Genomic DNA, 22,648 nt, shown 5'->3' on the forward strand with positions numbered 1-22,648 from the left:
TTATTTCTCACATCTATTGAAACCTGTCTGATTTAGGTATATCATTATTATAGAACTACGAATTTCCGCCAGACAGGAGGGATAGCATTTGCTAGGAAGCCGCATTAAAAAACTTCGTAAAGAGCGCGGAGCCACACTGAAAGAGGTCGCGGACGCAACCGGCCTGTCGCAGGGCTACCTGAGCCAGATAGAGACGGACAAGGTCGAGCCTTCCATCTCCGTGCTCCGAAAGCTGGCCTCTTATTACAAGGTGCTCATGCTATATTTCTTTGACACCGATCCGGTGGATAATATTGTCGTCAGAAAAGATGAGCGCCGGATCATAGGCAGCCCCGGAGACCCTCTTATGTACGAACTGCTCCAGCACAATGTGAAAAATAAAAAGATGGAGTGCGCGATAATGAGGCTTGCTCCCCATTATCAAGACCCTGAGGGAGTGTACACCTCTTACCCCGGCGAAGAATCCTTCCTCGTCCTCAGCGGCACGGTGGAATTTGAGCAGGAGGGCAGCGTTTACAGGCTCAACGAGGGCGACAACATCTACTATGAATGCTCAAAGCCGTTCCGCCTCTTCAACCCCGGCGACACCGAGGCCGTTATAGTCGGCGTATGCACCCCGCCGCACCGACAGATAGAAGATGAGTAAAAGAGACAGGCGATAAAAAATCCGGAAGAGAAGCTCTTCCGGATTTTTTATCGCTTTGTGGCAGGGATTACTTTACAGAATAAACAAACCTCATTCATCCTCCAAATTGTCGGCCTCGGCCTGGATGAACTCCTCCTCGCCGGATACCGGGAGCTGCTGGACGTTTTTCAGGGCGCGGTTTATCGCTCTGGTGCGTGTGCCGGCCTTGTCCAGCTCTTTTCCCGCCTGGTCTATCTTCTGCCTTGTCCGTTCGAGCACTTCGCCGAATTTTTCAAATTCGGTCTTTACTTTGCCGAGAAGCACCCAGACCTCGCTCGACCGTTTTTCGATCGCGAGCGTGCGGAAGCCCATCTGCAGACTGTTCAGCAGCGCGCAGATGGTCGTGGGGCCCGCGGGGACGACGCGGAAGTCGCGCGAAAGCTGCTCGCAGAGGCCGTCTATCCGCAGCACCTCCGCATAGAGCCCCTCTATCGGCAGGTAGAGGATGCCGAAGTCGGTCGTGAAGGGAGGTTCGATATATTTGCTGTGTATCGCCTTCGCCTCTTCAAGCACGCGGAGGCGCAGCGCCTTCTGCTGTTCCGTTATCTGCTGGCTGTCGCCGCTCTCCGAGGCGGAGATGAGGCGCTGGTAATCCTCTATCGGGAATTTTGAGTCTATCGGCAGCCAAACTTTTCCGCTCTCATCGTCGGCGCCGGGAAGGATCACGGCAAATTCCACGCGTTCGCTCCGGTTGGGACGCGTGGCGACGTTCTCGGCGTACTGCTCTTTAGTGAGCAGCTGCTCCAGCAGAACACGAAGCTGCATCTCCCCCCAGGTACCGCGGACTTTGACGTTAGCCAGTACCTTTTTCAGGTCGCCGACGTCGGAGGTCAGGGCGCGCATCTCGCCAAGCCCCTTATGCACCTGCTCGAGGCGTTCCGAGACGTTGGCGAAGGCCTCTCCAAGCCGCTTTTCCAGCGTTGAGTGGAGCTGCTCGTCGACGGTGGCGCGCATCTTTTCAAGTTTTTCTTCGTTGCTTTTATGCAGCTCGCGCAGCCGCTCTTCGACCGCGGCACGCACCGCCTCGAGCTTTTCCTCGTTGAGGCGGCTGATGTTCGTCAGCTGGGTCGAGAAGGCCGCGAGGCTCTCGGTCTGCTGTCCGCTGATCTCCTTTATGCGCGTCGCCTGGCTCTCGCCGAGGTTTGTCAGCTGCGCGGAGAAGCTCTGGAAACTTTCGCGCTGCATATCGCCTATCTCTTTGATCCTTTTAGCCTGTGCGTCGCCGAAGGTGCCAATCCCGCGCGCCTGCTCGGCCCTGGCCTCGATGGCCGCCTCGCGCTGTTCTTTACGCATCGCGCTGAGGCTGCCATTCAGCCGCTCCTCAGTCTCGTCAAGCCTGGACTCCATCTTTTGCAGCCGCGTAAGCAGCTCTCTTACGGCCTGCTCCATCGCGCCGGCGCTTTCGCGGAAGCGAGAGAGCGACATTACGACGTATATGCCCGCGAGAACAACAAGGGCCGCTATCCCAATCAATATCGGCATCGTCAACACACCCTTTCATTTATACGGGGATATTATAAACTAAGAAGCTGCGGAAAAATCGCAGATATCCGGCAAAACACAAGGAATACCGCTCCGGAGATGAAATAAAGCGGTAATTCCAGATTTAAAAAAACCGCCCCGGTGGTTATTCGAGCGTCAGAAAACCCTCGCGTATCGCATACTTTGTAAGCTCGGCCATACTCTCGCAGCCTAGCTTGTCCATGATGCGGCGGCGGTGGGTATCGACCGTGTTTTTACTGATGGAGAGAGCGTCGGCGACCTGCTTGCCGTTGCGCCCTTTGACAAGGAGCTGCAACACCTCCATCTCGCGTTCGGATAGAGGGCTCGCGCGGCCGACCTCCTCATTGCCGAGCAGCCGCAGGTAATCGCTGACAAGCACCGTACAGACTTTCGGAGAGAAGAATACCTCGTTCCGGCTCACGGTACGGATGGCGTCAAGCATCAGCTCCGGGGAGCTCTCTTTCAGGACATAGCCGCGCGCGCCGGCTTTCAGCGCCTCGGCGATAAAGCGCCTGTCGTTGTGCATGGAGATGACGATAACGGCGATATCAGGCAGTTCGGAACATATCTTAGCCGTCGCCTGTATGCCGTTCATATTCGGCATGGTAACGTCCATCAGGACGACCTCCGGTTTCAGCCGCCGAACGGCGTTCACCGCCTCAAGGCCGTCGGAGGCGGAGCCGACTATCTCGATATCTTTTTCACGGCTCAGCAGGCTCTTAAGCCCCTCGCGAAATAACTCGTGATCATCGGCGATAAACAGTTTTATCATTGATCGGCCCCCTCCCGCAGATCACTTACCTTTAATTTTAACGGCGCAAGCAAAGAGACCGTCGTTCCGTCTTTGTTGGAGACGATTCGCATATCGCCTCCGATATGCAGGAGACGTTCTCTGATGCTGAATAATCCCAGACCACCGGTGTTGCCTCTGCCGGGCATGAAATTTTTCCTCATGCCGACGCCGTCGTCTTCGATCACGACCTGTATTTTATTCGGTCCTCTGTTGACGTTTATGTGGACATGCTTCGCCTTCGCGTGTTTGATGACGTTGACCAGCAGCTCGCGCGACATTCTGTACAGTATGATACAGACGGCGTCGTCCGCCGGATAGTCTTTAAGCTGTCCCCTCGTCGAAACGCTCCATTTTATATCTCTCGGCGACAGGAGTTTATCCGCGAGCGCCTCCAGCGCCGGGGTAATACCGACCTCAAGAAGAATCGGCGGACTCAGCTCGAATATCAGCTGGCGGCTCTCCGCGATCATCCGCTCCGTAGACTCGATGGCGCCGTCCAGAATTGATTCCGCCGCATTCGGCCGGTGATAGTTTTCTTTCAGCTTTCGCAGGTCAAGCAGCAGCGATAGCAACGAATGGCCGATGCTGTCGTGGAGGTCCGTCGCGATCTCGCGCCGGGTAGTCTCCTCACTGATCGTCAGCTTGGTCGCCAGCTCCCTCAGCATCGACTGGTACTCGATAAGTTTTTTCTGCTTATCTTTCAGCTCAGCCTCCGACTTTTTCAGCTCCGTCCGGTCAAGAAATATCGTCGCCGCACGGTCGTCTGACAGGGGAAAGGCTATCGCCTCAAGATATTTATCGGTATAGACGCTCTCGCTCTCACAGTGGACGGCATGTTTCTCCTTCACACAGCGTTCGATTATCTCGGACCAGCATGGCTCAACGTTCGGCCATACTTCCAGAAAGCTCTTGCCTGCCACCTCTTCACGCTTGACCTTATTCACACGTTCATATGCGCTGTTCACATCAATGTATATTATTGCCGACGAACCCCTAATGCCAATATCCGGCTCTATCTTGTAGAGGGCGATGGGGTTGAATGTCTGCTCAAAGAAGAATTTTTCAAAAAAGTTATTTTCTATCACCATTACCGACCATCCATCCGGAATTTATTTGTTTAATTATACTCTATGCCGTCTGCATAGGGAAAAACCATACTTAAATACGGGCCGCAGTATATTTTATCGGCCAGAAGTAAAAACCTCCGAGATATCCCTGAAACGGTATCTGCGGAGGTCCGAAAACTAATCTTCAATATTAAGTAGAAATATAGGGCCTGCCCGCGCGCCGGTCGCTTCTTCGAAAAGATATCGTCCTGTGCAAGCCTAATAATAAGACTTATACATCCGGCCTGACAATGTGTACGCTGCGGTCGCAGAACCAGTCGTAAACGGTATATTCAGGCTTAGGCTGCAGACGCAGGCGCTCGATGCTCGTTCCGACGATAAAGAGCGGATTGGCCGGATCGATGAGATTCCTGCCGTCGTGCGAAAGCCGCTCGTATACGCCCTCAAGCTCCCTTTCATTATCAGCGGCTATGACGACCATCGTCCAGTTTTCCTGCTGCTGCGAATCGATGTCGGCATAACCGGGGATATAGACCCGCCTCTGTCCCAGCAGAAAGAGGTGCAGCTTTCCTATAGCGTCGTATATTTCGTCGTAGTTGTCTCCGGTAGCGCGCAGGAAGAAGAGGCGGTCGGCATCCTTCATATAGTAAAGGTCGTCGGGGAGATGAGCCTCTTTGCGATAGAGCTCAAAATCATACCTGCTTCTCAATATGAGGTTGAAGCGCACCTCGTCGGCCTCGGCGCCGTTTTCCTCCATCCATCTGCGCATTCCGGCCTCTCCGGGAGGCGTAGTCCCCCTCGTCCCCACGCCCCATTTAGGAAAAGCCTCGTAAAAGGAGCGGACCAGCGGGGACTCCGGCCACCGGTATTTGACGCGGCCATTTTCGATTCCCCAGAGAGCCTCCCGCGCCAATTTCGGCACGGATGGCAGCGCCTCGTTGACCGAATATTCTTTTATGCCGAACTGGCCGATAAAGGCCCTCTCCATCAAAAGGTAGAGACGGTTGTTCCAGAGGGCCTTTTCAGCGTCAAATTCACCAATCGGCAGGGCGGAAAGATAATGGAGCTTCGCGCACTCCTGACGTCTTTTTTCTCCCTTTTCTGTAAGGACATAGCCTTCGCCGTCCTTAACCAACAGGCCGTCTCCGGCAAGTTCCGACAGAGAGGAAACATTCTCTCCGACAAGGGCAAAGGTCTCCTCATCCCAGCAGGGAAATTTGTCTTCAAAAAGAAGCAGTGCGCGATCCATATATTATCTCTCCTTTTTATCTTCCTTTTTAAGCGCCTTCCAGAAAGAGGCACAGGCACAGACCATTATCAGCGAGAAGGGCATCGCCGCTGCGAGCGAGACCGTCTGGAGGTTCTGCAGACCTCCCGTAAGGAGGAGCACGACCGCAAGAGCCGCCATAAGTATACCCCAGACGAGCATCTTGCTCTTCGGCGGGTTCAGATCGCCGTGCGTAGACAGCATCGCGAGGACGAATGTTCCCGAGTTGGCCGAGGTGACAAAGAAGGTTATGATCAGCACGAGCATCACAACCGACATTATCTGCCCCAGCGGATAGTGGCTGTACATCTCAAATATTCCCACGGATACGTCTTTAAGCACCGCGACGGAGACATTTATCTTCTGCACAAGCTCCAGATGCAGCGCCGATGTGCCAAAGATTGCAAACCATGTGAAGCTGCCGAGAGCCGGCACGATGAGAACGCCGCTTACAAATTCCTTCACCGTGCGTCCGCGTGATATTCTCGCGACAAACGAACCGACGAAGGGCGCCCATGATATCCACCAGGCCCAGTAGTAGAGCGTCCAGCCGCTGAGGAACGATTCGTATTTGCCGCCATAGGGCGCAAGGGTAAAACTCTCTTTAATCAGGCCGCTGAGGTAATCGCCTATTCCCGTCATCAGCGAGTTTACGATGGGGAGCGTCGGTCCCACTAAAAACAGCGCCAGCATCAGCAGCAGACAGACCCAGAGATTGAAGTCGGCGACAACTTTGATCCCTTTTTCTATACCGAGCGCCGCCGAGCCGGTGTAAAGGACGGCCAATATCACGATTATCGCTATCTGGATGACAAGGCTCTTGGGAATGCCGAATATCGCGTTCAGCCCGCTGTTGAGCTGCAGGGTTCCCAGCCCCAGCGAAGTGGTGATACCGGCGAGTGTCGCGAATATGGCAAGTATATCAACAGTTTTTCCAAACGTCCCGCGGACCTTTTCCTCACCTACGAGAGGAATGAATATGGAGCTGATAAGTCCGGGAGCGTTGTGGCGGAACTGATAATAGGCCAAAGGCATGGCTATGACGGCGTATCCCGCCCAGGGGTGGAGCCCCCAATGGAAGAACGATATCTGTATGGCGTCGCGCGCTGCCTGAACGGAACCGGGCTCCGCGCCAAAGGGAAGAGAACCGAAGTGGAAAAGCGGTTCGGCGGCTCCGTAAAATACCAGCCCCACCCCCATACCGGCGGAAAAGAGCATGGCAAACCACGACATGTTGCTGTATTCAGGGCGGGAATCATCAGGCCCCAGCCGCACATTACCGAAGCGGCTCAGCGCCACGGCGATGCAGAATATTACAAAAAGATTCATCGTAAGCATATATCCCCAGCCATAATAGCTGGTGAGGCCGCCATTCAGGATCTTGGCGAACGCTCCGAAACTTTGCGGGGAGACGAGCCCCCAAAATACCAGCGCAAAGGTTATGGCGATGGAGATTATATACACCATATTTCTTTTAGGTACGGCGGTATTATTGGTTTTTTCCGACATCGATGGATTACTCCTTTGTGACAAGGTAGTCGAGATTTTGAGGTAAACCGAAAACGGCGGGGCGTGATAACGCCCCGCTCGAAACACAAACTGCTAGATGCTTACTTTAAAAACCTTCGGCTCATTGATATCTTCGGCGAGAGCGTCAAGCGCTACACCGACTCTGTGGTAACGGAGCGCCCACTCTTCCTCTTTCGAGAGCGTCGGGTCGCCGAGGGGATAGGGTACGGAGGTGGTGGGGACTATTCTGTTTGAACCGACAGTCTTGGCGACGTCGATGAGGTTCGCCATGACGACGACGGGGAATCCTGCGCGTTCGATCTCTTTGGCCATCGTTGCACCGCAACGAGTACATGTTCCTCAGGTGGCGGTGAGGATCACGGCGTCAACTCCGGCCTGTTTCAGCTCGGCGGCGATCTCCTTGCCGAACTTAGCCGCGTAGTTCTGCGTCGTTCCGGTTCCGACCGTTACATAATAGTAGTCGTAGAGTTTCGCGAACTTGCCCTCTTTCTCATAGGCGCGCATCGCGTCAAGGGGAATCCCGCGGTCGGGAACGGCGCACATCGCCTCGGGGTCAAATCCGGCGTGGATCGTCTTAAACTCACCGGTGGGAAGGTGATCCATACCGGCGATGTTATATTTGCCCCACTTCTGGGCGGAGGCGCTCTGTATCCTGTCTGGGTTGTCTGAGGGAACGACGCCGCTTGAAGAGACCAGCGCGATCGTGCACTTACTGAGGTCCTTCACCGCCGGCGCGGGCGGTATCCGGTCGGTCTTCGGGATCACGAGCTCCGTCTGGAAGGGCTCGCCGCTGAGCTTCTTCAGCAGCATGTCAATGACGCGGTCGGCAGCCATCACGCCGCCGGGCGCGGGAATCTCGCTGCGGATGCCGCGCGGGAAATAACCCTCTTCCGCGGCGGGCAGGAGTTTTTCGCCCTTCGCGATCTTTTCGGCGTACTTCGCCATCAGCGTAAGATCGTCCTTCATAAAGGTCGCCTTGCGGCCTCCCTTAAAGATGACGCATGAGCTCTTATATTCTTCGACACCGGGGTTTTCCTCGTTCATCGAGGTGATGACGGGAACGCCGTAGCGCTCGGCGACGGCTTTGCAGACCAGACCGCAGCCTACCCCGTAGCGCCCCGCCATGAACGCGGGACCGGCAAAGAAGATATCAAACTGCTTTGTGTCAAGCCAGGCGAATATCTCCGCGAGAGCTTCGTCAGTGTGGTTGGTGATATAGTTGTCGCCGCAGACAATGGTATTGGTGACTTCGATGTCCGGCATCAGCCCGTCGAGCATCAGCGAACAGCCGATCGGCTTTTCATTGAAGAGCGGCTTGCTGTCCGCCGCGTCCTCGCCGCCGACCTGGCCAAAGAACTGGTTTATATAATGTATGGCTTTCATCTATTTCGCCCCCTTAGAAATCGGCGCAGCTTCTGCGCGAATAGCCGCTGATGTGGTTTGCGCAGAACATGCCGTTATTTTCCATCACGCAGCTGCCGTCAGGATTGATGCAGCCTTCCCAGCCGCCGGAGTTTCCGTCGCGGGCGAGCGCCTCAAGTTCGCCTATGACCTCCATCGCCGGCATCTCGTAGAACTGCGAGACGTTGCCGGTGGTCACAAGGGCGTCTGTAGCGGGGTTCATGGAAACGAGAGGCTGTGAAGCGCCGTCTCTGCCCGTCGCCTCGTCCGAGAGACCGATCGTCTTGATACCGAGCCGCTCAAGTTCGACAAGCATCGCCGTGTAGTCGACGTCGGGGTTGCCGTATCCCTCTTCGGCGACGACGGCGCCCTTCGCGCCGAGCGCCACCGCGATCTGTCCCGCGATCTGCACGCAGCGCGCCTTCTCCTCCATCTTAGGATTGAGGGTCGAGAGGATCACGCCAAGGAAGTTGATCGTCTTTCCGTGCTGGGCATAGAGACGTTTGATCATCGGGTTGGTCGAGAATTCATAGGTGGAAATTTTTGAGGAGCTGGGCATAAAGCTGCCGGATACAAGGCATCCGTCAAGGAATTCGTTGGGGTGCATAAAGGTCGGGAGCATACGGTTGCCGTCCCAGCCATATACTAAAGTGTTATAGCCCAGCGCTTCCATCTGAGTCTGCGGCTGCAGCACATAAACTACGCCGGGAAGGGCCTTAGTTTTTTCGTCGCGCTCATTAAGGGCCGGCAGATCGTAGACGTCGACCTCTTCGGGCTCCATATCGCGCACGCATTCCGCGATATGCTCCGCGAGGCGCAGTCCGGCCCAGCGGATCGCGTGGTTTTTCTTCTGCTGTTCCCTCTGCTCGTCAAGTTCGCTGGTATCGGCTATAAGGACGAGGTTCGGCATATCTCCCCATATAGTGTAATGCTGATAAGGGCCGCCCATATCGATGAGCCCGTCCTGAAAACCGCCCCAGTGCTTTCCTACGGAAAGAAGCGATACTCCGTCAAGTACGTGAGTCCGGCCCATGCCGGCCTGGCCGAGCGGGCTCGTCACACCGGGATACGCGCCCTCTCCGCCGTCTACCTTGCATCTGAATTCCACCGAGTCCTTAACCGGGCAAAGTCTCACCATATCGCCGGGATGTACGATCTTAAGGTCGGCCTCGGTAATATATTTGTCCTCGCATACGACCTTAAGTGCATCTTCCTTATTGACGGAGAGGATGCCACCGCAATAGGCCGTCTTGTCGCCAAAGACGATATCTCTGACTTTAAACTTGCCAATTTCCAGTCTCATGTTCTTCCTCCTTCTATATATTTATTGGATCTGTTACTATTGAATCTGTTACGTGCCGCTCTTTATGTGAAAAGATACACTAAAATGTCCTTCAACCTCAATAAGGGAAAACGCCAAAAGCTCGTCATGTTTTACATTACACACGACCTCACTACAGTGACATTTCACGCCATTTTATGGAGGAACTCACGCGGGATAAATCTTCCTGCAGTCTAATAAAAAGAAGATCCGCAGCAAAGGCGCCAGCTGCGTAAATTCCCAGCATTGCCTCCGTCACGGCGTCCACGACGGAGCATTAGTAAAAAACGTTAACAGTCTTTCACTGTTTCCCTCATAGATTATAGGTACTATATTCAGATAACCTATATTTATACATATTAGATATCTGCCAGCATAGCTTACAGATATTTATATGTACACGGCGGTTATTCTCATTAACATACCGGAATGCGTAAATCCGGAGATTATTTTTAAGGAGGAAGTTCTTCATGTCTGGTACCAAAAAGAGTCTAATGGAACGCTTTATCAGCGGAGTCGAACGAATCGGCAACAAGCTCCCACATCCATTTTGGATATTCACGTTTTTGATCGTATTCGTCGTCGGGCTCTCCGCAGTCCTCGCGTCGGCCAATTTTTCAGTGACCTATCTCGCGGCGTCCAAAGATCCCACCGTCGCGCCTGCGATGAAGACGGTAGCTGTAAAAAGCCTTCTGAGCTTAGAGATCCTCAACAAGTATTTCGGTAACTTCGCGGGAGTATACGGCGGCTTCTATCCCATCGGCATCGTGCTGATAATGATGATGGCGATCGGACTCGCGGAAAAATCGGGCTTCATCACCGCCGCGATGAGAAAGATGATCCTGGGCGCTCCCGTGCAGTGGATCATCGCTATTGTGGCCTTCGTCGGCATAAACGCCAACCTGGCCTCGGACGCCGGCGTTGTATTCACTCCGCTGGTAGCGGCGGCAATGTTGAAATCGATCGGTATGAACCCCTGGATCGGCATCATCGCCGGTTATGCGGCGGCCAACGGCGGCTATACGGCCAACTTCTTCATCGCCGGTACCGACGCGCTGCTGGCCGGGATCACGGAGTCGATCTGCACAGGCAACAATATCAGCTACCCCATCTCCCCGCTGATGAACTGGTACTTCCTCATCGCCGGCACGGTGGTGCTGACGATATGCACGGTCATCGTCTGCAAATACTTCCTCATCCCCTATCTCCACGGCGGCAAGATTGATGAGATCGACGCCTCCGAGCTTGCGAAACACCAGCTCAGCGCCGATGAGACTAAAGGACTGCGCGTGGCGGGGATAGCGGCGCTCATTTTCGTCGTCGCCCTGGTAGCGATGGCCCTGCCCTCAAGCTCCTTCCTCCGCAACGCCGACGGCGGATTTGTGCCGCGCTCGCCGCTGCTCAACAACGTTGTGGCGCTGCTGTTCCTCTTCTTCTGCACGATAGGCGTCTCGTACGGCTACGCGGCGAAGACGATCAAGTCGATAAACGACATTCCCGGCATGATGCAGGACTCTCTCAAGGGCATCCTCAGCTTCCTCGTCGTCGCGCTTCCCGCCGCCTTCTTCATCGAGCTCTTCAATGAAAGCCAGCTGCCGACGGTGCTCGCGGTCAAGGGCGCGGAGATCCTCAGGGCGGCCGACATCTCCGGTATTCCGCTCTTCCTGCTCTTCATCCTGATATGCACCTGCGTGAACATCTTCATCACCTCGGGCGTCGCCAAGTGGCTGATCCTCGGACCGGTATTCGTCCCGATGCTCGCGATGGTCAATATCTCCCCCGCGATGACGCAGCTCATCTACAGAATAGGCGATACCTGCACAAACATAATCTCCCCCATCGACTACTACGTTCCGGTAATCCTCGGAATGCTTGAGGCTTACCGCACAAACGACAATCAGAAGGTCGGCGTCGGCACGCTGATCTCCCTCTCCATCCCCTTCAGCATCGCCTACATGATCGGGTTCATTGCGCTTCTCGTTTTTTGGTATATATTCAATCTGCCGCTTGGCCCCGGAGCGAGCATATATATGTAAGCTAAACAGCCGGCAGGCGTCCTGGAGGAGCCTCTCCCCCGGGACGCGGGCAGATAGTACTGCATAGGAGATGAGAAAAATGAAAGATACGGAAAAAAGGCTGATCGAGCTGCGCAGGGATTTTCATAAACATGCAGAATCAATGTGGAAGGAATACCGCACGGCCTCCATCGTCGCCAGACATCTGATGACACTTGGCATCCCCGTCGTTATGGGCGACGACCTCTCAGTAAAGGGGATGCAGTTCCAGTATCCCCCGGAGGAAAAGATCGCGGAAGAGAAGAGGCGCGCCATATCGCAGGGCGCGGAGCCGGAGCTCGTGGAAAAGATGTGCGGTCTGCCCGGCGTGATGGGGATCATCGATACCGGAAAAGAGGGGCCGGTGACCGCCTTCCGCTTTGACATTGACGCGCTCCCCTTTTCGGAGACTGACGCGCCGGAACATAGGCCCGTAAAGGAGAACTATGTTTCCGTCAACGGCGGTTCGTGCCACGCCTGCGGACACGACGGACATACCGCTATCGGAATGATCGTCGCCGAGGAGCTTATGAAGAGAAAAGATAGCCTGCGCGGCAGGATAAAGCTGATCTTCCAGCCCGCGGAGGAGGGCGGCGGCGGCGCGCGCGGCATCGTGGAGCGCGGCTGCCTAGACGATGTGGATTACTTCTTCGCCGGACACCTCGGCCTCACCAGGCTGGACGGAAAGCCTCTGCCCTCGCACGGCATCATCGGCGGCACGAAGGATTTCCTCGACAGCCGCAGGTACAACATCATTTACAAGGGCAAAGCCGCGCACCCCTGCGGCAACCCCAACGACGGCAAAAACGCCCTGCTAGCCTCCTGCGTCGCGGCGCTGGGGATACACACGATCCCGCCGCACTGCCAGGGCGAGTTCCACCAGAACGTCGGCGTCATGCACGCGGGCAGTTCGCGCAACACGATAGCCGCCGACTCCTATATGGAGGTCGAGGTCCGAGGAGAGAACGACATCGTCGCCGAATACGGCGAAAAAAAGATGCTCTCCGTCGTGAAGGGCGCGGCGGAGGCCTATGAGGTCGAGTGCGACGTCGTCCTCATCGGAAAATCCTCCTCCGGGGCCTCCGACGACAAAGCGATAGAGATCGTCATGCGGTGCGCGAGAACGATCCCCTGGTTCACGGAGTTCCACGACGTCGGCAGCGTCGGCGGCAGCGACGACGCCTCGGAAATGCTGCGCCGCGTGCAGAAAAACGGCGGCGTCGGCAGCTACATCGGCCTCGGCGCGGACTTTACGGCAAGCTTCCACGATAAGGCCTTCGATTTTGACGAAGGCGTGCTCGCCCCCTCAGTCGAGCTCTTCGTGAAGATGGTGGAAGATATCCACTCCTAAAACGCTGATTCCCACAAACACCCTTCAATACCCAAGAGCCGTGCCCTCGCCGATGTTATATAATAAGTGGCGAAGACACGGCTTCTTAATATTTTGAGGAGGGTACAGACAATGGCGGAACGTCCCGAAATCAATATACCACGGCTGATGGCAGCCTATTATACAGAACACCCGGACATGGCCGACAAGGGGCAGAGGGTCTCCTTCGGAACATCCGGCCACCGCGGCTCGTCGCAGAAGGACAGCTTCAACGACGACCATATTGCGGCTATCGCGCAGGCGATCTGCGAATACCGGCAGGAGAAGGGGATAACCGGCCCTCTCTTCATGGGAATGGATACCCACGCGCTCTCTGAGGCGGCGCTGCGTACGGCGGCGGAGGTCTTCGCGGCAAACGGCGCCGAACTGCGCATGCAGGAAAATTTCACCTATACGCCCACCCCCGTCATCTCCCACGCGATACTCAACTGGAACCGGCAGCAGGGAGCGCCGGCCGCGGACGGCGTCGTCATAACGCCCTCGCACAATCCGCCGCAGGACGGCGGCTTCAAATACAACCCCCCGAGCGGCGGTCCCGCGGGAACGGAGATCACTAAACTGATCGAGAAACGCGCCAACGAACTCATAGAAAACAGGCTCGCGGGCGTCAGGCGCATCGGCTTCAAAGAGGCGCTCTCGCGCGCCAACGTGCGTTTCATCGACTATGTGGCGCAGTATACGGCGGAGCTTGGAGATATCATCGACATGAAGGCGATCGCCGCCTCCGGCCTCAAGATCGGGGCGGACCCGCTCGGCGGCTCAGGCATCTTCTTCTGGGAGCCGATCGCCGAAAGATACGGCCTTGATATTGAGGTCGTCAACAAATCCGTCGATCCGACCTTCTCCTTTATGCCCCTCGACCACGACGGCAAGGTGCGCATGGACTGTTCATCGCCCTGGGCGATGGCCAAGCTCGTCGCGCTCAAGGACAAATACGACATCGCCTTCGGCAACGACCCCGACTATGACCGCCACGGCATCGTCACCAGGGATGGCCTCATGCAGCCGAACGCCTACCTCGCGGTCGCCATAGAATATCTCTTCACCCACCGGCCGCTGTGGAGCAAAGCGGCTATGGCGGGCAAGACCCTCGTCTCCAGCTCGATGATCGACCGCGTGGCGGCGGGGCTCGGCAGGGAGCTATACGAAGTTCCCGTCGGCTTTAAATGGTTCGTAGACGGCCTGCTCTCCGGCTCGCTCGCCTTCGGAGGCGAGGAGAGCGCGGGAGCCTCCTTCCTGCGCAGGGACGGCACGGCCTGGAGCACGGACAAGGACGGTTTTATCATGAGCCTGCTCGCGGCGGAGATCACGGCGGTCAGCGGCAAATCACCTTCCGAGCACTACCGTGATATGAAGGAACGCTTCGGCACTCCCTACTATTCGCGCAAAGACGCGCCCGCGACACGCGAGGAGAAGGAGAAACTCAAAAAACTCTCACCGGCGGGTGTGACGGCGGAGAGACTCGCCGGAGAAAAAATAACGGCGAAGCTCACAGCCGCCCCGGGAAACGGCGCGCCGATAGACGGCCTCAAGGTTACAGCCGAAAATGGCTGGTTCGCCGCCCGCCCCTCGGGCACGGAGGATATCTATAAAATCTACGCCGAGAGCTTCAAAGGCGAAGAACATCTGGCCGCGATCAACGAAGAGGCGCGGCAGATAGTGGCGAAGGCGATAGCGTAGCGGCAACGGGGAGGCGCGGCGCGCTGCCGCGGCCTCCACTTACGCGCTGGGAGCGGCGGCGGTGAAAAACGTATTTTTTATCGGAGGAACGATGGGGGCCGGGAAGACGGCCGTCTGCCAAGTTCTCAAGAAAAGGCTCTACAGAAGCGTCTTTCTCGACGGAGACTGGTGCTGGGACATGGAGCCCTTTCAGGTGACGGAGGAGACAAAGGCGCTCGCGCTGGATAACGTCTGCTGCCTGCTCGGTAATTTCATTCGCTGCTCTGCATATGAAAACGTGATATTCTGCTGGGTGATGCACCGGCAGGAGATCATCGACTCCATCCTCGCGCGCCTCGACACCTCTGGCTGCCGCCTCAATATCTTCTCTCTGGTCTGCGGCGAGGAACCGCTCCGGCGGCGGCTGGAGGGCGACATTCGCGCCGGGAGGCGCGCGCCGGATATAATCGAAAGAAGCCTTGAATACCTCACGCTCTACGAACGGCTTGACACAATCAAGATTGACGTTTCAGAGCTAACGCCGGAAAAAGCCGCGGAGCTGATAGTCCAGATGAGCGGAGAGAATTTACCCCGCCAATTTAATATACAGTAAACATCGCTCCCATACTGCCGCCGTCCACATGGCGCGGTTTTGAAAACTCCCCCGCATCTAAAACCTTCCACACAACGTCCCTTTGCGAAAAGCGGCGTCAGCTCTGTAATTTACCGCGCCTCTGAACAGCTATATCCTGCTGACTATCTGTTCCAATTCTTTATCGCCCAACCCGTCAAAAAACGCCATTGCTGAGCAAAACAAAGTAATATTTACAGCCATTTGTAATATAGATAACGATATATCGATATATGTATACCGATATACGTCATCTCATATCTTCATAAAATGCTTACCCTCCATTATCATTCTTTGTAGTGAATTGAGATATTTTTCACATTTACAAAACTGAGAACTTTCTATTTGGGTAAAACCGGACAGGAGTGTTGAAAATGGCAAAAGAGAGAGCAAAGGAAGAGCGGATCGTCGACAGCGTTGAATCACTCAACGCAAGAATGGCCGAGGTACGCGAGGCACAGAGCAAGTTCGCCCTCTACACGCAGGAGCAGGTGGATAAGATTTTCCTCGCCGCGGCGATGGCCGCCAACAAGGCGCGCATCCCCCTCGCGAAGGCCGCCGTCGAAGAGACCGGCATGGGCATCGTGGAGGATAAGGTGATCAAGAATCATTTCGCCTCCGAATACATCTATAACTATTATAAGGATGTAAAGACCTGCGGCGTCATCGAAGAGGACAAAGCCTTCGGCACGCAGAAGATCGCGGAGCCCGTCGGCGTCATCGCCGCGGTCATTCCGACGACGAACCCCACCTCGACGGCGATTTTCAAATCGCTGCTCGCACTCAAAACGCGCAACGGCATCATCATCAGCCCCCATCCGAAGGCGAAAAACTCAACGATCCTCGCCGCCCGTACCGTGCTTGAGGCGGCGGTCGCCGCCGGCGCGCCGGAGAACATCATCGCCTGGATAGACATCCCCTCGCTTGAGATGACAAATACTGTCATGAGAGAGGCGGACCTCATTCTCGCGACCGGCGGCCCCGGCATGGTCAAGGCCGCCTATTCAAGCGGCAAACCGGCGCTCGGAGTCGGCGCGGGCAACACCCCCGCGGTGATCGACGAAAGCGCCGACATCCAGCTCGCGGTAAGCTCGATCATCCACTCCAAAACATTCGACAACGGCATGATCTGCGCCTCCGAGCAGTCGGTCATCGTCCTTGACAAAATATATGACAGGGTAAAAAAAGAATTTGCCGACCGCGGCTGTTTCTTCCTCAACAAGCCGGAGACGGAGCAGGTACGCAAGACGATCATCGTCAACGGCGCGCTTAACGCGGCGATCGTCGGACAGAGCGCCTTTAAAATCGCCTCGCTCGCCGGCGTCAACGTGCCGGAAAAGACGAAGATACTCATCGGCGAGGTAGAGAGCGTCGACATCAGCGAAGAGTTCGCGCACGAAAAGCTCTCCCCCGTCCTCGCGATGTACCGGGCCGGCGACTTCAAAGAGGCCGTCTCCAAGGCGGAGCGCCTCGTCGCGGACGGCGGTTTCGGACACACCTCGTCGCTCTATCTGAACGCCGTGACGGAGCGTGAAAAGCTCGACTACTTCAAGGCCCGCATGAAGACTGGGCGCGTCCTCGTCAACACGCCATCCTCGCACGGCGGTATCGGCGACGTCTACAACTTCAAGACCACGCCCTCGCTGACGCTCGGCTGCGGCTCCTGGGGCGGCAATTCCGTCTCGGAGAACGTCGGCGTGAAGCACCTTCTCAACATAAAGACCGTGGCCGAAAGGAGAGAGAATATGCTCTGGTTCCGCGCTCCTCAGAAGTTATACATCAAGAAGGGCTGCCTGCCCGTAGCGCTGCGCGAGCTGAAGGAGGTCCTCGGCAAAAAGAGGGTCTTCGTCGTTACGGACAGCTTCCTCTACAACAACGGATACACCAAGGCGATCACCGACCGCCTCGACGAAATGGGCATCACCCACACCACCTTCTTCAACGTCGCCCCCGACCCGACGCTCGCCTGCGCGCGCGAAGGCGCGGCGGCGATGCACGCCTTCGGCCCTGACTGCATAATCGCCCTCGGCGGCGGCTCCGCAATGGACGCCGGCAAGATCATGTGGGTCCTCTACGAGCACCCGGAGGCGGACTTCATGGATATGGCGATGCGCTTCATGGATATAAGGAAGCGCGCCTACACCTTCCCCAAGATGGGTGAAAAGGCCTATTTCATCGCCGTACCGACCTCGGCGGGCACCGGCTCCGAGGCGACACCCTTCGCGGTCATCACCGACGAAAAGACGGGAGTTAAATATCCGCTCGCGGACTATGAGCTGATGCCGAACATGGCGATCATCGACGCCGACATGATGATGAACGCCCCGAAGGGGCTGACGGCGGCCTCCGGGATCGACGCCGTGACACACGCGCTCGAGGCCTACGCCGCGATGCTCGCGACGGAATACACCGACGCGCTCGCGCTGCGCTCCCTGAAATCGATCTTCGAGTTCCTGCCGCGCGCCTATGACGACGGCCCCAACGACCCCGTGGCGCGCGAAAAAATGGCGAACGCCGCGACAATGGCAGGCATGGCCTTCGCGAACGCCTTCCTCGGCGTCTGCCACTCGATGGCCCATAAGCTCGGCGCCTTCCACCACCTGCCCCACGGTGTGGCGAACGCCCTTATGATAGAATATGTGCTGCGCTTCAACGCCGAAGAGGTCCCCTCGAAGATGGGCACCTTCCCGCAGTACGCCTACCCGCACACCCTCGCGCGCTACGCTGAGGTCGCCGACTACCTCGGCCTCAAGGGCAGGGACGACAGGGAGAAGCTTGAGAGCCTCATCGCCGCGGTGAACGGCCTTAAAGAGCGCGTCGGCATCAAAAAGACGATCAAGGATTACGGCATTGACGAAAAGGCATTCCTCGCCACGCTCGACGAGATGACGGAACAGGCCTTCGACGACCAGTGCACCGGCGCGAATCCGCGCTACCCGCTGCTCTCCGAGATAAAAGATATGTACCTCAAAGCCTACTACGGAAAATAGGAGGAGGATACGAAGATGAAACTTGAAAAGATCATTGCGGTACGCACCTCAAAGACCGTCTTTCGCGACGGGGACAAGTGTATAAAACTCTTCGACCAGGACCATTCCAAGGCGAAGATACTCTCCGAGGCGGCGACGCACGCCAAGGTCGAAGAGAGCGGCCTTAATGTGCCGAAAGTGCTCGAAGTGACAAAGGCCGAGGGCAAGTGGGCGATCGTCTACGAATTCATCTCCGGCAAGACCCTTGACCGGCTCGCCGGCGAGGCTCCCGAGAAAGCGGACGAATACATGGAGCGTTTCGTAGAGGCGCAGCTCAAAATAAACGCCGCCAAGGCGCACAGCCTTGAAAAGCTCAAGGACCGCCTCGCCGAGAGCCTCTTCGCGGCGGACCTTCCCTCCGCGACGCTCTACGAACTCCACATGCGCCTCGAGTCGCTGCCCGTGGGAGACCGTATCTGCCACGGAGACTTCGCGCCCAGCAACCTGATCGTCAACGGCGAGGACGAAGATTATATCGTGGACTGGTCGCACGCGGCGCAGGGCGTCCCCGCGGCTGACGCGGCGCGCACCTACCTTCTCTTCTGGCTCGCCGGAGAGATCGACGGCGCGGACAGATACCTCAGCCTCTACTGCGAAAAGAGCGGTATCGCCAAGGCGGAGATACAGAAGTGGATACCGCTGCGCGCCGCCGAAAGGCTCGCGCAGGGCAAGGCGGAAGAGCGCGAATTTCTGCTCTACTGGGTCAACGTTGTAGATTACGAATAACAAAAGGCAGGTAATATAGAGATGATAAAGATCAAAGTCTGCATCGGCAGCGCATGTCACGTAAAGGGTTCACGCCAGGTCGTCGAGGGGCTGCAGTTCCAGATCGCGGAACATTCGCTCAAAGATAAGATCAATCTCGGCGGCGTATTCTGCATGGGACGGTGCCAGGAGGGCGTCTGCGTTACCGTGGACGACAAGTTCTACTCCGTCGCGCCGCAGGACGTCGCCTCATTCTTTGAAAAAGAGGTCCTGCCCCTCGTGAAATAAATCGATACTCACGTCACAACACCGCCCGCCGGCTGTCAGCCGGCGGGCTTTTTGCCGTCCGCGGCCCGGTATACGGCGGTATTTTGACCTTCCAGACGGAGCATACCGTTCAGTATTCCATTAAAAGCTCTGGCGCTCATACCGCCTGTTGGAACAACTAAACAAACACCTCGGTAAAAATCAGCAAAAATATAAATTACGATTTAGCTTCGATGAGGAAAACTGTAAATTGCGATTTAACAAAGATTTTGGCTCCCTCTCTGAGGGAGCTGTCCCGTAGGGACTGAGGGAGAGTTGACCTTAGGTTCTCCCGCGGCTTTTGCCGCAGGCTCTGTTTGGCGCGGTTCTTGCGCCAAACAGAGCAACACTCCCTCAGTCTCGGCGGAAAAACATCGCCGAGCCAGCTCCCTCTGAGAGGGCGCCTTTAAGGGCAAAGTCAAAAGCTAAATCGCTATTTAAGTTTTAGCCTGCCGCCTCTGATATTTATTGATGCGTTTGCCATGATTTGTGTAATTATGTATTTCACAAAATCATGTTTAAGATGATACAATAGGGTGTTATTAAAAATACTTTTGCAGAGGGGTACGATCTAATGCGTTATGTTGGAACCGTTTCAAGGGGGATACGCCTCCCGGTCGTCACCAGGGGCGCCGATATTGTAAAGATCATATCCGACAGCATAATCAATGCGGCGGAATCGGAAAGAGATAAATTCGAGATGAGGGACCACGATATCGTCGGCGTTACGGAGTCGCTCGTGGCGCGTTCACAGGGTAACTATGTGACGCTGGAGGACATTTCAAACGACGTCGCGAAGAAGTTCCCAGCGGGGGACGTCGCGGTAATCTGCCCGATACTCTCGCGCAACCGCTTCCACCAGCTGCTCCGCGGCATGGTGAAGGGGATAAAGGGGCATGTACACGTCATCCTCACCTATCCTTCGGACGAGGTCGGCAACCAGATCATCGAGCCGATGAACTATTACCTTAACAGCGCGAAGCTCTCCGGCGAATGTTTTGACGAAAAAGAGTACTACGAGATATTCGGAGAATACAAACATCCCTTCACGGGCGTCGATTATGTACAGCTCTACAAGAGCATCGACCCCGGGCGCGTCAGCGTACATTTCTCAAACAACCCGCTCTCGGCGCTCAAGTTCGCGAAACAGGTGATCGTCGCCAGCATCCACACCCGCCAGATCCACCGCGACATTCTTGAAAAGGGCGGCGCGGAGAGGGTCGTTACAATGGACCAGATATGCAGCGAACCGGCGCGTCCAGGCGCGGGCTACAACGAAGATTACGGTCTCCTGGGCTCCAATTACACTAACGACGAGTCCGTCAAGCTCTTCCCGCGCGACTGCGGCGAGTTCGTCAACAAACTCCAGGCGGAGCTTAAAGAGCGCACGGGGAAGGAGATCGAGGTGCTCGTCTACGGCGACGGCGCCTTCAAAGACCCCGTCTGCGGCATCTGGGAGCTTGCGGACCCCGTGGTCTCCCCCGGTTACACGGAAGGGCTCAACGGTATGCCGAAGGAGATAAAATTCAAATACGTCGCTGACAACGCCGGTGAAAAGGATCCCACGGCGGCGGTCGAAGAGGCGATCCGCGCGAAGAACCGCCTCGACAAGTTCGGCCACTCGACGCTCGGCACGACGCCGCGCCGTCTCACGGACCTCGTAGGCTCGCTCTGCGACCTCACCTCGGGTTCAGGCGATAAGGGTACGCCCGTCATCTACATCCAGGGCTACTTCGACAACTACCTCGATGACTGAGTTAGAAAACGTCCTTCCGTTCAGCGGCATCGACCCGCGCGGGCGCGTAAAATTCTCCGTGCTGCTGGAGATGTTCCAGCAGATGGCCGACGCAGACGCCTCGAAGTACGGCCTCTCCGTACGCCAGACGCTGGAGCACGATATCACCTGGGTGCTGCGCAAATACCGCATAGACCTTGAAAAGTACCCTACCAAGGAGAGCGGAAAGATCATTATCAAGACCTACGCCGAACCGTTCAGGAACCTTTTTTCGCTGCGAAGCTTCAAACTATGGGACGCGCACGGGGAATTTCTCGGCTCCGCCTATACATGGTGGGTGCTCCTTGACTTCATCAAACAGCGCCCGATACGTCTGGACAAGTGCGAGCTGATGAACGCCTTCATGGAGCAGATAACCGACGAGCTGCCGACCGACGTGAAGATACCGGCGGTGACGGCTCCTACAATGGAGGAGCCTTGGAAGGTGCGCTGGCAGGATCTCGACGTCAACGACCACACAAACCACGCCGTCTACTTCAACTGGGCGCTCGACACAGTGCCCGACGAAGTTCCCGACAGTATGGCGCCGGTCTTTGTCGAGGGAGAATTTCTCCACCCCATCCCGCGCACAAGGGTGCGCTGCCTCACGCAGGAACTTCCCTGCGAAGAGGGACGGGGCTTCCTCCACTCGCTGCGCCACCAGGAGGACGACACGGAATACGCGAAGCTCTCCTCAAAATGGCGCTGATACGCAGCTCTTGCCGTCCCCGCGAACCGCGGGGGCGTTTTTGTATTTTCGACGTGCCGCGCCTTCATTTATCGTAATGGGAGAATAACCTGCAAATAACAATTTACACCGCTTATGCACTTTGATATAATCTATTCAATCGGTTGCACAAGAGGTGTTCCCATGAAAGTTACCATGCAGGATGTCGCGAATCAGGCGGGTGTGGACAAGGCCACCGTGAGCCGCGTACTCCGCGGCGACCACCGGATATCGGAAAAGACAAAGATAAAGGTGATGGAGAGCGTACGCGCCCTCAATTATAAACTGGACCGCAACGCAAGGAACCTATCCACAAACACCAGCGGCCTTATCGGGGTGGTGATGCGCGACCTCAACAGGCCGTGGCTCGGAGCCTTTCTCGCCGGCATTGACCGTGCCTTCGCGAACTCGGAATATGAAATACTGCTAAAGTGCACAGAGGGCAACGCGATGCGCGCCCGGCGCGAGCTAAGTACCCTTGACGGACGGCATGCGGAGGGCTTAATCTGGTGCGATGCGGAGAATTTTCCGTCTGAGCTGCGTACACCGGCGGTCTGCCTCGGCTTTACGGCGCCCGGAGCTTACTCAGTGACGATGGAGAACGCGGAGGACGCGCCCACCTTTGAGACCGGCGTGCTCGTCGGCAGGATGATGCTCAAGATAGTCGCCGGCAAGCCCCTTCCCGGCAGGGAGATAAGGGTCATGCGTCCATTGGAACAGACAGCGGATTAACGGAAGCAGCGCCGGTTTATGCCGTTACCGCCGATTACAGGGAGGTCGTGGCAACGACATTGAACGGAATTAAA

At 56.3% G+C, this 22,648-nt stretch carries 18 protein-coding genes; 11 read left to right on the forward strand and 7 right to left on the reverse strand.

Annotated features, from left to right (window positions below):
- Positions 1-88: 88 nt before the first annotated feature.
- Positions 89-646 (forward strand): helix-turn-helix domain-containing protein, encoded by a 558-nt coding sequence (locus tag BED41_RS11270; RefSeq protein WP_066746223.1) that lies wholly within the window; start codon positions 89-91, stop codon positions 644-646.
- A 90-nt stretch (positions 647-736) separates the two neighbouring features.
- On the opposite strand, the gene BED41_RS11275 is transcribed toward BED41_RS11270, so the two are convergent.
- The 7 genes from BED41_RS11275 to BED41_RS11310 all read right to left on the reverse strand — a co-directional run bounded on the left by BED41_RS11275 (position 737) and on the right by BED41_RS11310 (position 9,549).
- Positions 737-2,167, reverse strand: coding sequence for a DNA recombination protein RmuC (locus tag BED41_RS11275; protein WP_084002419.1), 1,431 nt, complete (start codon positions 2,165-2,167; stop codon positions 737-739).
- A 145-nt stretch (positions 2,168-2,312) separates the two neighbouring features.
- On the reverse strand, positions 2,313-2,960 hold the full coding sequence (locus tag BED41_RS11280) for a response regulator transcription factor (RefSeq protein ID WP_066746226.1): 648 nt from the start codon (positions 2,958-2,960) through the stop codon (positions 2,313-2,315).
- Entirely contained in the window at positions 2,957-4,069 is a 1,113-nt protein-coding gene (locus BED41_RS11285; RefSeq protein WP_066746227.1) for a sensor histidine kinase, read from the reverse strand. Before BED41_RS11285 ends, BED41_RS11280 begins: the two co-directional genes overlap by 4 nt.
- A 250-nt stretch (positions 4,070-4,319) precedes the next feature.
- Complete coding sequence (locus BED41_RS11290) at positions 4,320-5,297, reverse strand: hypothetical protein (protein ID WP_066746229.1); 978 nt, start codon at positions 5,295-5,297, stop codon at positions 4,320-4,322.
- A 3-nt stretch (positions 5,298-5,300) separates the two neighbouring features.
- Positions 5,301-6,824, reverse strand: coding sequence for a BCCT family transporter (locus BED41_RS11295; protein ID WP_066746231.1), 1,524 nt, complete (start codon positions 6,822-6,824; stop codon positions 5,301-5,303).
- Between the two features lie 93 nt (positions 6,825-6,917).
- Positions 6,918-8,228, reverse strand: coding sequence for a glycine/betaine/sarcosine/D-proline family reductase selenoprotein B (locus BED41_RS11305; protein WP_084002420.1), 1,311 nt, complete (start codon positions 8,226-8,228; stop codon positions 6,918-6,920).
- A 13-nt stretch (positions 8,229-8,241) separates the two neighbouring features.
- Positions 8,242-9,549, reverse strand: coding sequence for a glycine/sarcosine/betaine reductase component B subunit (locus BED41_RS11310; RefSeq protein ID WP_066746235.1), 1,308 nt, complete (start codon positions 9,547-9,549; stop codon positions 8,242-8,244).
- 488 nt (positions 9,550-10,037) lie between these two features.
- Here BED41_RS11310 and BED41_RS11315 point away from each other — a divergent pair, with 488 nt between their 5' ends.
- The 10 genes from BED41_RS11315 (at position 10,038) to BED41_RS11360 (ending at position 22,574) form a co-directional block, all read left to right on the forward strand.
- Positions 10,038-11,603 carry an AbgT family transporter gene (locus tag BED41_RS11315; RefSeq protein ID WP_066746238.1) on the forward strand — a complete coding sequence of 522 codons (1,566 nt, stop codon included), beginning with the start codon at positions 10,038-10,040 and terminating at the stop codon, positions 11,601-11,603.
- A gap of 79 nt (positions 11,604-11,682) precedes the next feature.
- On the forward strand, positions 11,683-12,972 hold the full coding sequence (locus tag BED41_RS11320) for an amidohydrolase (RefSeq protein ID WP_168160260.1): 1,290 nt from the start codon (positions 11,683-11,685) through the stop codon (positions 12,970-12,972).
- A 111-nt stretch (positions 12,973-13,083) separates the two neighbouring features.
- Positions 13,084-14,691 carry a phosphoglucomutase (alpha-D-glucose-1,6-bisphosphate-dependent) gene (gene pgm, locus BED41_RS11325; protein WP_066746244.1) on the forward strand — a complete coding sequence of 536 codons (1,608 nt, stop codon included), beginning with the start codon at positions 13,084-13,086 and terminating at the stop codon, positions 14,689-14,691.
- A gap of 61 nt (positions 14,692-14,752) precedes the next feature.
- A complete protein-coding gene (locus BED41_RS11330) occupies positions 14,753-15,283 on the forward strand; it encodes an AAA family ATPase (RefSeq protein WP_066746247.1) in 531 nt (176 codons plus the stop codon).
- A 392-nt stretch (positions 15,284-15,675) separates the two neighbouring features.
- On the forward strand, positions 15,676-18,291 hold the full coding sequence (adhE, locus tag BED41_RS11335) for a bifunctional acetaldehyde-CoA/alcohol dehydrogenase (protein ID WP_066746250.1): 2,616 nt from the start codon (positions 15,676-15,678) through the stop codon (positions 18,289-18,291).
- A gap of 15 nt (positions 18,292-18,306) precedes the next feature.
- Positions 18,307-19,056: a phosphotransferase family protein gene (locus BED41_RS11340; RefSeq protein WP_066746252.1), complete on the forward strand. Its 750-nt coding sequence runs from the start codon at positions 18,307-18,309 to the stop codon at positions 19,054-19,056.
- 21 nt (positions 19,057-19,077) lie between these two features.
- Positions 19,078-19,323: a (2Fe-2S) ferredoxin domain-containing protein gene (locus BED41_RS11345; protein WP_206153338.1), complete on the forward strand. Its 246-nt coding sequence runs from the start codon at positions 19,078-19,080 to the stop codon at positions 19,321-19,323.
- Between the two features lie 592 nt (positions 19,324-19,915).
- The gene (locus BED41_RS11350; RefSeq protein WP_066746254.1) at positions 19,916-21,097 is read left to right on the forward strand and encodes a coenzyme F420-0:L-glutamate ligase; all 1,182 of its coding nucleotides are present in this window, start codon (positions 19,916-19,918) and stop codon (positions 21,095-21,097) included.
- Complete coding sequence (locus BED41_RS11355; RefSeq protein ID WP_066746257.1) at positions 21,090-21,824, forward strand: acyl-[acyl-carrier-protein] thioesterase; 735 nt, start codon at positions 21,090-21,092, stop codon at positions 21,822-21,824. Before BED41_RS11350 ends, BED41_RS11355 begins: the two co-directional genes overlap by 8 nt.
- Before the next feature lie 162 nt (positions 21,825-21,986).
- The gene (locus BED41_RS11360) at positions 21,987-22,574 is read left to right on the forward strand and encodes a LacI family DNA-binding transcriptional regulator (RefSeq protein ID WP_066746260.1); all 588 of its coding nucleotides are present in this window, start codon (positions 21,987-21,989) and stop codon (positions 22,572-22,574) included.
- Positions 22,575-22,648 lie beyond the last annotated feature (74 nt).

It is taken from the genome of Cloacibacillus porcorum, from assembly GCF_001701045.1.
Taxonomy (GTDB): domain Bacteria; phylum Synergistota; class Synergistia; order Synergistales; family Synergistaceae; genus Cloacibacillus; species Cloacibacillus porcorum.

Excerpts from the sequence above, each read along its gene's own strand:
- BED41_RS11275 (WP_084002419.1), bottom strand. The coding sequence starts at position 2,167 with ATGCCGATATTGATTGGGATAGCGGCCCTTGTTGTTCTCGCGGGCATA.
- BED41_RS11280 (WP_066746226.1), bottom strand. The coding sequence starts at position 2,960 with ATGATAAAACTGTTTATCGCCGATGATCACGAGTTATTTCGCGAGGGG.
- BED41_RS11285 (WP_066746227.1), bottom strand. The coding sequence starts at position 4,069 with ATGGTGATAGAAAATAACTTTTTTGAAAAATTCTTCTTTGAGCAGACA.
- BED41_RS11290 (WP_066746229.1), bottom strand. The coding sequence starts at position 5,297 with ATGGATCGCGCACTGCTTCTTTTTGAAGACAAATTTCCCTGCTGGGAT.
- BED41_RS11295 (WP_066746231.1), bottom strand. The coding sequence starts at position 6,824 with ATGTCGGAAAAAACCAATAATACCGCCGTACCTAAAAGAAATATGGTG.
- BED41_RS11310 (WP_066746235.1), bottom strand. The coding sequence starts at position 9,549 with ATGAGACTGGAAATTGGCAAGTTTAAAGTCAGAGATATCGTCTTTGGC.
- BED41_RS11315 (WP_066746238.1), top strand. The coding sequence starts at position 10,038 with ATGTCTGGTACCAAAAAGAGTCTAATGGAACGCTTTATCAGCGGAGTC.
- BED41_RS11320 (WP_168160260.1), top strand. The coding sequence starts at position 11,683 with ATGAAAGATACGGAAAAAAGGCTGATCGAGCTGCGCAGGGATTTTCAT.
- pgm (WP_066746244.1), top strand. The coding sequence starts at position 13,084 with ATGGCGGAACGTCCCGAAATCAATATACCACGGCTGATGGCAGCCTAT.
- adhE (WP_066746250.1), top strand. The coding sequence starts at position 15,676 with ATGGCAAAAGAGAGAGCAAAGGAAGAGCGGATCGTCGACAGCGTTGAA.
- BED41_RS11340 (WP_066746252.1), top strand. The coding sequence starts at position 18,307 with ATGAAACTTGAAAAGATCATTGCGGTACGCACCTCAAAGACCGTCTTT.
- BED41_RS11345 (WP_206153338.1), top strand. The coding sequence starts at position 19,078 with ATGATAAAGATCAAAGTCTGCATCGGCAGCGCATGTCACGTAAAGGGT.
- BED41_RS11350 (WP_066746254.1), top strand. The coding sequence starts at position 19,916 with ATGCGTTATGTTGGAACCGTTTCAAGGGGGATACGCCTCCCGGTCGTC.
- BED41_RS11355 (WP_066746257.1), top strand. The coding sequence starts at position 21,090 with ATGACTGAGTTAGAAAACGTCCTTCCGTTCAGCGGCATCGACCCGCGC.
- BED41_RS11360 (WP_066746260.1), top strand. The coding sequence starts at position 21,987 with ATGAAAGTTACCATGCAGGATGTCGCGAATCAGGCGGGTGTGGACAAG.